The following is a 12,659-nucleotide window of genomic DNA, read 5'->3' on the forward strand; positions in this document are numbered from 1 at the left end:
GTAAGAGGGGGGAGCCATATTGAAGGATATTTTTGTTGAACAAAAAGATGGTTATGTTACCTTGTTTAATAAAGGGAATAGAACATTTCCCTTTGTTGAGGTATTTTTAAATGGGAAGTATGTAGGTTTATATAAACTAGAAACAAATTCTAAACTCAGAGTACCACTAGATGAGGAACTTAAATCATATGTTTTATCTGGGTACTTACAGAATGACTTAGAAATAAGTCCCTTTTCTCACCGAATGAATATTAGTACGCCAGAGAACGAGAAACAGATTGAAAGTGACTATAGAGCAGGAGATATATTAGTTGCTTGTGACAATGTAGGTGGGCTTCCTTACGGTTATATGGGACACTCAGCATTGGTGGTGGACAAAGAAAATATAATTGAAGCGGTTATAAGTGATCCTATTGTTCGAAAAGCTCCCATATCAGACTTTACAAAATATCACCCTATGTATGCCCATTTTCGACCGAAAAATCAAGAGATGGGTGAGAAAGCTGCGACCTATGCAGAGAAATATTTAAAAAAGTTTGAGGAATACAAAAAAGAAGGGCAAAGTAAGCCACTATTTTATTTCACGATTAGTACCCCGATCACCGATGAATGGAAATACATTTATTGTTCAAAGCTTGTCTGGTTGAGCTATCATTATGGTGCAAATTATTCATTTCCTGTTGACCATCTCTGGTTTTCTCCGGAAGATCTATATACCATCCTAAGTCGTTCAGATGAGTTTGAAGTTATGTATGTTCATCCTGATTTTCAGTTCTTTATTGATATATAATCTGTGTAAAGAGCTCTTGTCGAAAATATCTATATAATAAATGTAATCCCTTACTTTGCTAAGGGATTTTTTTTAGGACTTTGTTAAAGAACATTGTGATAGTTACACAGTTGATAGAAGTGAAGGGATGCGAGACTCCTGCGGGATATCCCGCGAGACCCCACAGGTGAGAAGCGCCGAGGAGTGGGATTTTTCACGATAGTGAAAATATCCTTCATTTCCCGCCCGCGGAAAGCGAGCGTCCCGTAACGAAAATCAACAACCAATTATAACGAGCCTTTTTATAAGATTTAACAGCCCCCTTTTGTCACTAAGTTGTCAACGCTGTATCGTTTTGGAAAAGGTTTAATAGACTATAATAATTGATAGATCTTATATAGATGGGGTGTTTATGTTTGAAGATGAGATTACTAGTTATCTTTACAGGTGTATTGGTTTTGTTCATTAGTGCTTGTAATAACTCAACTAATAATGGCACAAATGTAAATCAAGAAACAGAAGTACCGAAGATTATAAATGTAGAAATAGAAATTGAGAAAAATCAGCTTGAAGTTGGTGAAACAGTAAAGGTCGATGCAATTGTTACGCAAGGTAATGAAGCTGTGGAAGATGCAAGTGATGTAAGCTTTGAAGTTTTTGAGAAAGACATCGATAGCGACCATGAAATGATTGTGGGAGAGCATACCGATAATGGAATTTATACGATCCAAAAAACTTTTGAAAAAGAAGGAACTTACATTATTGTTGCACATGTTACGGCACGAGATCAGCATGCAATGCCGAGAACGGAGTTGAAAGTAGGAAATCCAGTTGCAAATGATCATGAAACAGAACATTCGCATGAGCATGATGGCCATACTGAGGGGAATTTAACCATTGATTTTAAACATGATGAGCTAATCAGTGGGAAACCTATCTTACTTGATGCTCAGCCAGTGCTTGAAGGAAATCCAGTTGTTGACTCCATGGTGAAATTTGAAATTTGGGGAGAACATGAGAGTAGGCATGAATTTATACAGGCGGAAGAAGTGCGAGATGGTGTATATCAATCGACTTTTCAGTTTGAAGAGGAAGGGACATACTTTGTAGTTGTTCATCTACAAAATGAGGAACTTCATGAACATATAGAACATGAATTGACTGTTAAATCTGAATAACAAAAACTTGGCGAGCTGCCAAGTTTTTCTTTTTTAAATCCGGCTTTGGGATTTTTACGTAAGCAACGAAAAAAGGCATTTAAAAAAAGCAAAAAGCACGTTATGATAGGTAGTAAAGTTAAATTAAGAGTTAGGAAGGAAAAATCATGTCTTGTACACAATGCACTGATGTAAATATGTATGAAAATGAAGGCTTTATCATCATGTTTTCTAGGTTTCCAGAAATAATACGGGCAATCTTACCAGCGATTGATCCAACCAATATTCGTTCTAGTGAAGCAACTACATGTACCGTTGAATATCACTCTATTGAACAACTCCTCCAAACTTTTGAAGCCATTCACACAATTGTAGAAGAGCAGTTCGGTTCAAAAATAGAGTTATATACTTCAATTGAAGATAAACAGCAACAACAAGCTAGATTTCCACAAATGCTTCCATTTGCTGAAATCTATAGTCGAGTTAAACAACCAAAGCTATTTCATGTGATTAAAGAGTCATATTTTACAAATCATATTCAACCTATTATTTCGTTGAAAGACGATAAAATTGTAGGATATGAATTTTTACTACGTTCATCGCATCCTGAATTCCCTTTTACACCGTATGAACTTTTTACATTTTCTCAATCAGCGGGACTTCAGGCAATGCTTGATGGTAATGCAAGGAAACAGGCAATTAAATATGGATCAGAAAACTTAACAAAAGGTATGTTACGATTTATTAATTTTCTTCCGTCTTCCATTTATAATCCTAAGCATTGCTTACAGAGTACATTTGAAAATATTGAGAAGTACAATGTCGATCCAAGTGATCTCGTTTTTGAAGTCGTAGAAACGGAAAAGATACATGATGTTTCCCATCTACAAGCAATTTTTGAAGCATATAAACATGAGGGTATTAATGTTGCCTTAGATGATATCGGGGCAGGATACTCAACCATTGAGTTATTAGAGGAGCTTCGTCCCAATTACGCAAAGATTGATCGTGAGTTAATTTCTTTCTGTGACCAGTCCACTGATAAACTAGACCGATTAAAGAGAATAATTGAAGTTGCGAAGGCATATGATATCAAAACATTAGCAGAAGGAATTGAAAGAAGAGAAGAGCTAGAGTTATGTCGTGCTCTTGGGTATGATTTTGCGCAAGGTTATTATATAGGGAAACCTAGTCCGAAACCATTAACACTAGTAGAACTGCCGTAATTGGCAGTTCTATTTTTTAAATGGGTTTTTCCATTCCATTAACAAACCGTAATGATGCGATTCTTCGTCTTCTAAGTAGTTGGGAATCACTTCAACAGGAGTTCTTCCACATTTAAGCAAGAATGTAATAACGGGATCATATATTTCACCATCTACTACTCTCTGAACATAACCATCAATAGCTAAAGAATCCGCATATTTATGGTAACCAGGTATCCGTCCGCCACCTAAAAGCCGATCAAGATTTAAGGCGACTACTGTTTCATACATCGACTGCATCATCCATTTTCCTAAACCATACTTGCGGTATGTAGGTTTTATACATATATCTACTACATATAAGGAGTTTCCATTAGGATCATGGTTTTTAATGTATCCTGAGTCTGTAGCTTCATCCCATGTTTGATGAGAATCTCCATGTGTGTAGTGCTTCAGTAAGCCGGTCATAGATCCACACAACTCCCCGTCAATTTCCACACAAAGTGTCCCTTCTGGAAAAAAGCTAACGTGGTTATGTAATTGCTCTTTATTCCACCACAATTCACTTGGAAACGGGGGAGGGAAGCTGGCTTTTTGAATATCAATTAAGGAATCAAAGTCATTCTCTGTATAATTTCGTATAATGGCTTTAACTGGTTTTTGTTGATTAAATACATATAATTCCTTATAGAATACACTCAAATTGATCACCTACTTTTTATAGATAATCTTAGTTAACAAAAAATATAGAGGAATTTCAAACTATTTGTCTGAATTACTGAAAGAAATTCTCTATTAATTCTTCAATTATTTTAGGCTCAGGCGATTGTCCATGAAAGGTGAAGTCTAGCTCTTTAACAAATTGCCCCTCTTTATACACATGAACCGCTCCCTTTTGCTGCATTACACTGTATTCCGTTTCAAACATATAGCCATTTCTCTCTATAGCACCCAAGGTAACACCTCTATTTTTATATTTTTTCTTAATGTTGGTCGAACCTAGTGGAACTATTCATGTAATTGAATCGGATGTTGGTTTTTTCTAAAGATATATATGCGAATAAAGAAAATGAATATTTAACAAATGTTTACAACAAAAATATGTAAACAATCTGAATGAACAACCGATAGTAAAAGTGTAGAAAGTTTCTTGTTTTCCCATATTCCCAAACAAGGCACATTTCTTCATAAATACCTTTTGCAATCAGGTCATCTGGTTGCTTTTTTTTATAGCTAAATAAAATACTACGTAATAAATTACATAGTGAAAAACCTCATTGGAAAACATAAATTTAGTAAAAAGATAAATGAGGTGTTAAAATTGACGGAATCACAGGAATCGAGAGAAAATAAACATAAACATCAATTCCATCCAGATGGAAAACAAGAAAGTATAATCAATGATACGACTGCCACTGCTGGAAAGGAAATGGGCATTGCTATTGATATGGACCCTAAGAATCCATATCAGTTTAAAAATAGCTTTGACTATACTCCGAAAGAAGACCCAGAATTAGAGAAGTTTAAGGATACCTTTAAAGGAGATTCATAATCTGGCTTGTTGGCATGAAAAAAGAGGGATGATATGCCTGAGTTTGTCAAACCAGTAATTGTTGTTAGTAAGTGTTTAGAATTTGAAAAATGTCGATACAACGGTGATGTGATTAGTGATCCAGTTGTAAGAAAACTTCAGGAATTTGTACAGTTTATCCCTGTTTGTCCAGAGGTAGGGATAGGTCTTGGTATTCCGAGAGATACCATTCGGATTGTAGAAGTTAAAGGAGAAAATAGGTTATTGCAACCTTCTACTCAAGAGGATTTAACTAAAAAAATGCTTGACTATTCCGAAACGTTTTTGAAACATCTACCTGAGGTTGATGGTTTCATTATGAAAAGTAAATCACCTACATGTGGAATGAAGGATGTTAAAGTCTATAGTGGACATGAGAAATCACCTGTCATTGGAAAGACAAGTGGCTTTTTCGCTCAGGCTGTTAAAGATTATTTTCCATATATCGTGATGGAGGAAGAAGGAAGACTTCATAACTTCTTATTACGTGAACACTTTTATATTAAGTTATTTACCATTGCGAGCTTCAGAAGAGTAAAAAATGAAACGCATTCATTTAAGAACTTACTCTCGTTTCATACGAATAATAAGTACTTGTTTATGGCTTACAATCAGACCGTCCAGAAAGAGTTGGGTCGTATTATTGCTAGTCATAAAAAAACGGGGTTAGATGAACTTTTTTCAAACTATGAAGAGCAACTTCACCGATTATTCGCAAGAAGACCTCGGGATCAATCTCATATCAATGTGTGTCAGCACATTATGGGCTACTTTAAAAAAGAGCTTCATCAAAAAGAAAAGGAATATTTTGAGGAGCTTTTGCTTAAGTATCGTCATAATAAAATTCCATTGAGTAGTGTAACTAGCCTTTTAAAGTCATGGGTTATTCGTTTTGAAAACGACTATTTATTGGAGCAAACTTATTTTGAACCATATCCTGAAGCTTTGTTAGAAATTAGTGATTCTGGTAAGGGAAGATCTTTATAGTCTAAATATTCTTGATTTGTGAAAACCCTACCAATAGCGCTAAATATAGCCGAAAAGGTGGAAAAAAGTAGGGGTGCTTGTTATAATGTACAAATAAACAGAGATTGCTTCTAAGGAACTTCAAGAAGTGATTATTGTTTATCATTGATTGTTAGCTTCATTAAATGAAAAGGGGGAGTAAAAATGAAGAAAAAGAGTTTATTTATCGGTTTCATCTTAATGCTTGGCCTGTCAATGATTTTATCGGCATGTGGAGGAAAACAGCTTGTTAGTATCGTAACTGGTGGTACAGGAGGTACATATTATCCTCTTGGTGGAGCTATGGCAGATATTGTTAATGAAAATACTGACATAGAAGCGACTGCACAATCATCTGGCGCGTCTCAAGAAAACATGCAATCTCTAGCAGATAACAAGGCAGATATTGCATTTGTACAAACAGATATTGCTAGTTACGCTAATGAAGGTACTCTAATGTTTGAAGGTAATGCAATTACAAATGTGCAAGCGATTGGAACGTTATACCCTGAGACAGTTCAGATTGTGACACTAGCAGATAGTGGAATCAATTCTGTTGAAGATCTTGCTGGTAAAACAGTTTCTGTAGGAGCACCTGGAAGTGGAACGTATGCCAATGCTGAACAAATTCTTGAAGCTCATGGAATGACTTTTGATGACATCGATGCACAAAATCTAGCTTTTGATGAATCAACTGAAGGTATTCAAGATGGTAACATTGATGCAGCCTTCATTACTTCTGGTACACCTACAGGCTCAGTAGAGGCTTTATCTGCAATTAAAGGTGTAAAGCTTATTCCAATTGAACAAGATAAAATTGATGCGCTAATTCAGAAATATCCGTTTTATGCGAAAGACGTTGTTCCAAGTGGCACATATGGAATGGAAACTGAAACTACAACTGTTGCAGTACTAGCAATGCTTGTGGCAAGAGCTGAACTTGATGAAGATACGGTATATGAAATCACGAAAGCAATCTTTGAAAATACGGATAAGATTACTCACGCGAAAGGTAAGCTTATTACAGCTGAAAGTGCATTGGATGGTTTAGGTATTGAACTACATCCAGGAGCTGATAAGTATTTCACAGAAAAAGGCTTGAAATAATACTCTAAATAGTATTAACAGGATAGACTGAGAGCTCAGTCTATCTTTTTTCAAGAGAGAGAGACATTTTACATAGGTGGGGGCATATTGCTAGCAATGGGAAGATCGATACTTACATTGAATTGTGCTTCCTATCTTAAAAGTTTAATTCAGTAAATATTATGTAAAGAATTTGTGGTGTCAAAATGAAAAAAACTATACTTCTAGTGGGGGTAATATGGATCATCTTGCTTCTACTCTTTTTTCCGTATAAAGACAGCCTAGTATTTGAAGCTGGGAATACTGGAGATATAGAAGTGTATTATCCAACACAAAATTTACAATCATTTAAAATCCTCTATACCCATTCCATTCACCTTAGTGATGTTATTGAAATTTATAAAATAATTCCTAAAGATTTAATTATGCAGACTGAATTGATCTACGAGGATTATGCAATCGGAATGCCCTCCGGTCCTTCGGAGGGAGAAAAGTTCACGATAGAAAATGGAAAAATGCATATTACTAATATGACGAGGAAATTCCCTTACCTTGATATACGAATTGGTCAAGTAGTATCAAACCATCGCTTAATTATTGATGGAGTTACTTATGAATTAGGGAATTATGTATCACCAGGATCTTGGGTCCGAGTAAAAATGAGGAAAATAAGTAATGTGGAAGTTTGGAAGGGAGTGAAATTACATGAACCGTAACCAAGGTCATGAGCCATCATCGGAAGATATGCAAGATATATTGAAGAAGTATGATCCTGAGGCGAGAACACGGTCACTAACCGGAGTTATAGGGTGGATCGTATTTATTGGACTTTTATCGTTCTCACTATTTCAGCTTTATACCGCAATTTTTGGGGTCTACACTGCACAAATACAGCGTTCCATTCATTTAGGGTTTGCCCTTGGTTTGATTTTCTTGTTATTTCCAGCTGTTAAGAGTCACTTACATCAACAAAAAGGAAGGTTGCAAATTGCCTGGTATGATGGTCTATTATCTATTCTAGGGGTAATCGTAGGATCTTATTGGCCTTTGATGATTCAAGATTTAGTATTGCGAGTAGGAAGATTAACGATCTTAGACATGGTTGTTGGATTATTAGCGATCCTACTAGTATTAGAAGCCACAAGAAGAGCGGTTGGACTGCCAATTACGATTATTGCGGTTGTCTTTTTGCTATATGCTTACTTTGGACCTTATATGCCGGGATTCCTAGCTCATCGTGGATTAAGCTTAGAACAAATTGTACAATCCATGTTTTTTACGACAGAAGGTATTTTAGGGACTCCAATTGGAGTATCAGCCACCTTTATCTTCTTATTCCTGTTATTTGGTTCTTTTTTAGTGAAAACTGGAGTAGGGCAATATTTTAATGATCTTGCTGTCTCTATTGCAGGAAAGCTTACAGGCGGACCTGCAAAGGTAGCTATTTTCTCTAGTGCTTTACAAGGTACGATTAGCGGGAGCTCTGTTGCGAATGTCGTAACATCCGGTTCTTTCACAATTCCAATGATGAAAAAACTAGGGTATCGTAAAGAATTCGCTGGAGCTGTTGAAGCAGCAGCCTCTACAGGCGGACAGTTAATGCCACCAATTATGGGAGCAGCAGCATTTTTAATGGTTGAATTCATAGGTGGGATCTCTTACTGGGATATTGCCAAAGCAGCAGCCATTCCAGCTGTTCTATATTTTACAGGAATTTGGATAATGACTCATTTTGAAGCAAAAAGAATTGGACTACGAGGATTGTCCGATGAAGAGATGCCAGACAGAAAAGAAGTATTAAAAAAGATTTATTTACTTGTTCCAATCATCGCTGTTATCGTCCTGTTGATGTCTGGTATGAGTGTGACAAAGGCCGCTTTATGGTCCATTGTCGTCACCATTGCAGCCAGTGCGATTAATAAGGAAACAAGAATTGGACTTAAAGATGCTATTGATGCCCTAGTAGATGGAGCTAGAACAGCACTTGCTGTCGCAGCTGCAACAGCTTCAGCTGGTATCATTGTTGGGGTTGTAACGAAGACAGGGTTAGGGTTAAAGCTTGCAAATGGACTCGTTGACTTATCAGGTGGTCTATTAATTCCGACACTGTTCTTCACGATGATTGCAGCCATTATTCTTGGAATGGGGTCTCCAACAACGGCAAACTATGTCATTACCTCAACAATAGCAGCTCCTGCAATCATTTTATTAGGGGTACCAGACTTAGCGGCGCATCTTTTCGTATTTTACTTTGGTATTATTGCTGATATTACACCACCAGTTGCATTGGCAGCTTTTGCTGCAGCGGGTGTATCCGGTGGAGAACCAATAAGGACCGGGGTCCAATCTGCCAAATTGGCAATTGCAGCGTTTATCATTCCGTATATATTTGTCCTTTCTCCAGAGATGTTAATGATTGATACAACGTTACTAGGCATCATTTGGGTAGTTATTACATCTGTTACAGGGATGATTGCCATAGGTTCTGCTATGGTAGGGTTCTGGGCAAGAAAGATGAATCCACTAGAAAGAATTATCGCTTTTATTACAGGTCTTCTACTGATTTACCCTGAAGGTATCAGTGATATTATTGGAATTATCATCTTTGCTCTTCTTTACGTCTCTCAATATTTCTTCAATAGACAAAAAGTAAAAGCAGTCTAACGGAAGCCTCTCCTTGAGAGGCTTTTTTAATACGATAACAATTGTAATCTTTAGTTTAGGCTCTTTTCGTATAGCTTGTTGCTTACTAAAACATTCCTAAATCCAGATTTTTACTCGGTAGTAAAGTGTTCAATGCTTTAAACAGAGACAGTTGCTCTTTTCTAACAATTATTACTCTGGTTAAATAGTATTAGAATGAAAATTAGTTTGAAAAGGAACAAAGTTTTAGAAAAGAGCCTTAGTTTATAATATAAGGTAAAAGGGAAGTTTGAATATGTAAAGTAATAAGTGAGAGGATGAAAATGGATGCTCAAAAGACATAGTAAAAAGGTAAATAACGTAACAATGTCATACATAGATGAAGGTAGTGGTGACCCCATTGTACTCATTCACGGTTTCTGCGGAAGTCCTGGATACTTTGAAGAGGTTATTCCTTTGCTAAGTAAAAATCACCGAGTGATTGCGCCAGCTTTAAGGGGGCATGGAAAATCAAGTGCTATCAATGAAGTTTATACTATTGATGACATGGCAGAAGATATAAAACTACTATTAGAAGAACTTAACTTAAACAAAGTAAAGATGTTTGGACACTCTCTTGGTGGATATGTTACGTTGGCATTTGCTGGGAATTATCCTGAAATACTGTCTAGTTTTGGGTTAGTGCACTCAACTGCTTTTCCTGATAATGAAGATGCAAAAGAAGGTAGGCTACGTAATATTGAGTTAATTTGTGAAAGTGGAATAGAACCATTAATTAATAATCTAGTTCCTAAATTATTTTCACCCCAAAATTCAAATTTACTGATAGATCAAGTACAACATGTTAGAGAAATTGGTCTAAACACTAGTGTAACAGGAGCAAAAGGTGCTTTACGGGCAATGAGAGAGCGTCCTGATCGGAACGAAATACTGATCAAATCTAATGTGCCAATCTTGCTTATTGCAGGTGAGGATGACCAAATTATACCTGTTGAAAAAGTATTCTCGCATAAGTCTCCTTTAATAAGACAAGTTGTATTAGAGGGAGTCGGGCATTTAGGAATGATTGAAGATCCAGGAAAATTAAGCGAGGTTATTCTAGATTTCACTATGTCTCTATAATAATTGTCAAGATGTATTACGAAATTTTAATTTTATTTTTTCTGAATATTGAAATGGTTCAAGCTAATTGATATACTGTTTTTAAAGTTTTCAGAAAATAAAGAACTACGGGGGTACACAATGAAAAAGAATTGGTTATTTGCACTTATATCTTCTCTATTAGTATTAGCATTAGCAGCATGTGGTGGCGGAGAAGGTGATGGCGCTGCATCTGGAGACGCTCCTTCTACTAATTCTGTTGAAGGTACAGTTAATATGTATGTAGACGGCATTGATAAGGAAAATACGGATACAGTTTTAAAATCTCTACATCCTTTTTCATCACAGCACGTAACTTTAAGAGGTTTTTATGATAATGATTTTGCACAATTTGATTACGATGTTGAAGTGGTTAGCTTAGAAGTCGTAGAAGAGTCAGATAGCAGTGCAGTTGTTAAGTTGGTCATGAACAAGACTCTCGTAGAGGAAAAAGCCGAAGGAAAAAATGAACTAAAAGAAGGCGAGATCACGCAAACCTTAACCCTAAAAACAAAAGGTGACGAGTGGTTAATTGATAAAGTAGAAGAATAATCTAAGTAGCAAGCATTGATTACTATTTAATCAATGCTTGTTTTTATGGGGGAGATCTATTTAGTCATAACATCATCTTTTCTGTATTAGCACTAGATTAAGCTTATAATAGAAGGCTGTTTTTGTATAGATTGTTGCTTCGTAAAAATCCCAAAAGCCGGATTTTTACTTGTTAATTCAAAGTCTCTGCTTTAAATTTAGAGAGTTGCTCTTTTCTAAGCTTTAAATACTCAGTTTAATCATATTGAATATGGCGAAATTGCTGAAATATAAGATTGAAAAGCAACAAGTTTTAGAAAAGAGCCTAATAGAATGGGGTTATACGAAAAGCCGTATAAAAATAGCCTCAAGATAGAGACAAAAAAGTATACGAGATCACTAATGAGAGAGGAGATCACTACGATGGGTGTAAAAAAAATCGGGTTTATTGGAACAGGGGTTATGGGGAAAAGTATGGCCTCACATCTTCTAAAGGGTGGATATGATCTTTACATATACACAAGAACAAAGGAAAAAGCGGTAGAATTATTAGACGCTGGAGCTATTTGGTGTGAAACAGCTGCTGATGTTGCAAGACATTCTGAAGCTATTATAACAATTGTTGGTTATCCTTCAGATGTTGAGGAAATTTATCTTGGCCAAGAAGGTTTATTAAACCATGCAAAGCCAGGTACATATTTTGTTGATATGACGACTTCTTCGCCTAGCCTCGCTGCAAACATTGCAGAACAAGCAAAAGAAAGAGGTATGTTCTCGTTAGATGCTCCTGTTTCAGGTGGTGATGTGGGTGCGAAAAATGCAACTCTCACAATTATGGTTGGAGGAGAGGCAGAAGCTTTTCAAGAAATGAAGCCTATTTTGCAATTACTAGGTCAAAATATTGTCCTTCAGGGTCAAGCAGGGGCGGGGCAACACACAAAAATGTGTAATCAGATCGCTATTGCAACTAACATGATTGGAGTATGTGAGGCGCTCATATATGCAAAAAAAGCAGGCTTAGATCCTGAAAATGTTCTTGCTTCAATCTCAGCAGGTGCAGCTGGTAGTTGGTCATTATCTAACCTAGCCCCAAGAATTATTAAAGGAAATTTTGAACCTGGATTTTATGTGAAACATTTCATAAAGGATATGAAGATTGCTCTAGATGAAGCAGAAAGAATGAATTTAGACGTACCTGGACTTTCTCTAGCAAAACAATTATATGAAACAATTGCTGAATCGGGCGAAGAAAATAGCGGAACACAGGCTTTATATAAACTGTGGAATAACGAATAGTGTGTCTGACTTACCTCTTGAATAAATTTTTTTATAGGAAGCAAAACTATAAAAAAGGAAGGGGTGAGTATATGGCTAAGCGTACGAAGAAGAATGACCCACAGCAAAAAAATAAAAAAGGCTTTGATTCAAGTGTCATTGATTCCGAATTCTCACATGAATTTGGAAGTGCTAACGCAAATAAAAAGCATAAAGAGCAAGCTAAAAAAGAAAAAGCGGCTAAGAATAACGGTGAATATAAAGGCTAATTAAGAACT

The 12,659-nt window shown here is 36.2% G+C and carries 14 protein-coding genes; 12 read left to right on the top strand and 2 right to left on the bottom strand.

Going from position 1 to position 12,659, the window contains the following annotated elements; genetic code table 11:
- The first annotated feature begins 19 nt into the window (after positions 1 to 19).
- The 3 genes from LT143_RS14625 to LT143_RS14635 all read left to right on the top strand — a co-directional run bounded on the left by LT143_RS14625 (position 20) and on the right by LT143_RS14635 (position 3,152).
- Positions 20 to 790 carry a hypothetical protein gene (locus LT143_RS14625; protein WP_246943963.1) on the top strand — a complete coding sequence of 257 codons (771 nt, stop codon included), beginning with the start codon at positions 20 to 22 and terminating at the stop codon, positions 788 to 790.
- A gap of 401 nt (positions 791 to 1,191) precedes the next feature.
- Positions 1,192 to 1,947 carry a FixH family protein gene (locus tag LT143_RS14630; protein ID WP_246944126.1) on the top strand — a complete coding sequence of 252 codons (756 nt, stop codon included), beginning with the start codon at positions 1,192 to 1,194 and terminating at the stop codon, positions 1,945 to 1,947.
- 146 nt (positions 1,948 to 2,093) lie between these two features.
- On the top strand, positions 2,094 to 3,152 hold the full coding sequence (locus tag LT143_RS14635; protein ID WP_246943964.1) for an EAL domain-containing protein: 1,059 nt from the start codon (positions 2,094 to 2,096) through the stop codon (positions 3,150 to 3,152).
- Between the two features lie 9 nt (positions 3,153 to 3,161).
- Here the strand turns inward: LT143_RS14635 and LT143_RS14640 are convergent, their stop codons facing one another.
- Positions 3,162 to 3,833, bottom strand: coding sequence for a GNAT family N-acetyltransferase (locus LT143_RS14640; RefSeq protein WP_272495812.1), 672 nt, complete (start codon positions 3,831 to 3,833; stop codon positions 3,162 to 3,164).
- A 73-nt stretch (positions 3,834 to 3,906) separates the two neighbouring features.
- Positions 3,907 to 4,086 (bottom strand): DUF5370 family protein, encoded by a 180-nt coding sequence (locus tag LT143_RS14645; protein WP_246943966.1) that lies wholly within the window; start codon positions 4,084 to 4,086, stop codon positions 3,907 to 3,909.
- A 366-nt stretch (positions 4,087 to 4,452) separates the two neighbouring features.
- Here LT143_RS14645 and LT143_RS14650 point away from each other — a divergent pair, with 366 nt between their 5' ends.
- The 9 genes from LT143_RS14650 to LT143_RS14690 all read left to right on the top strand — a co-directional run bounded on the left by LT143_RS14650 (position 4,453) and on the right by LT143_RS14690 (position 12,650).
- Complete coding sequence (locus tag LT143_RS14650) at positions 4,453 to 4,683, top strand: hypothetical protein (RefSeq protein ID WP_246943967.1); 231 nt, start codon at positions 4,453 to 4,455, stop codon at positions 4,681 to 4,683.
- Between the two features lie 33 nt (positions 4,684 to 4,716).
- Positions 4,717 to 5,688: a YbgA family protein gene (locus LT143_RS14655; RefSeq protein ID WP_246943968.1), complete on the top strand. Its 972-nt coding sequence runs from the start codon at positions 4,717 to 4,719 to the stop codon at positions 5,686 to 5,688.
- Between the two features lie 183 nt (positions 5,689 to 5,871).
- Complete coding sequence (locus LT143_RS14660; RefSeq protein ID WP_246943969.1) at positions 5,872 to 6,813, top strand: TAXI family TRAP transporter solute-binding subunit; 942 nt, start codon at positions 5,872 to 5,874, stop codon at positions 6,811 to 6,813.
- Between the two features lie 185 nt (positions 6,814 to 6,998).
- On the top strand, positions 6,999 to 7,508 hold the full coding sequence (locus LT143_RS14665) for a DUF1850 domain-containing protein (RefSeq protein ID WP_246943970.1): 510 nt from the start codon (positions 6,999 to 7,001) through the stop codon (positions 7,506 to 7,508).
- Positions 7,498 to 9,456: a TRAP transporter permease gene (locus LT143_RS14670; protein WP_246943971.1), complete on the top strand. Its 1,959-nt coding sequence runs from the start codon at positions 7,498 to 7,500 to the stop codon at positions 9,454 to 9,456. The genes LT143_RS14665 and LT143_RS14670 overlap by 11 nt, the downstream gene beginning before the upstream one ends.
- A gap of 306 nt (positions 9,457 to 9,762) precedes the next feature.
- A complete protein-coding gene (locus LT143_RS14675; protein ID WP_246943972.1) occupies positions 9,763 to 10,557 on the top strand; it encodes an alpha/beta fold hydrolase in 795 nt (264 codons plus the stop codon).
- A gap of 120 nt (positions 10,558 to 10,677) precedes the next feature.
- Positions 10,678 to 11,127, top strand: a complete 450-nt coding sequence (locus tag LT143_RS14680; protein ID WP_246943973.1) for a hypothetical protein — start codon at positions 10,678 to 10,680, stop codon at positions 11,125 to 11,127.
- A gap of 402 nt (positions 11,128 to 11,529) precedes the next feature.
- Positions 11,530 to 12,402: an NAD(P)-dependent oxidoreductase gene (locus LT143_RS14685; protein WP_246943974.1), complete on the top strand. Its 873-nt coding sequence runs from the start codon at positions 11,530 to 11,532 to the stop codon at positions 12,400 to 12,402.
- Positions 12,403 to 12,473: 71 nt separating this feature from the next.
- The gene (locus tag LT143_RS14690) at positions 12,474 to 12,650 is read left to right on the top strand and encodes a hypothetical protein (protein ID WP_246943975.1); all 177 of its coding nucleotides are present in this window, start codon (positions 12,474 to 12,476) and stop codon (positions 12,648 to 12,650) included.
- Positions 12,651 to 12,659: the final 9 nt, after the last annotated feature.

Source organism: Bacillus pinisoli, from assembly GCF_023036475.1.
Taxonomy (GTDB): Bacteria; Bacillota; Bacilli; order Bacillales; family SA4; genus Bacillus_BS; species Bacillus_BS pinisoli.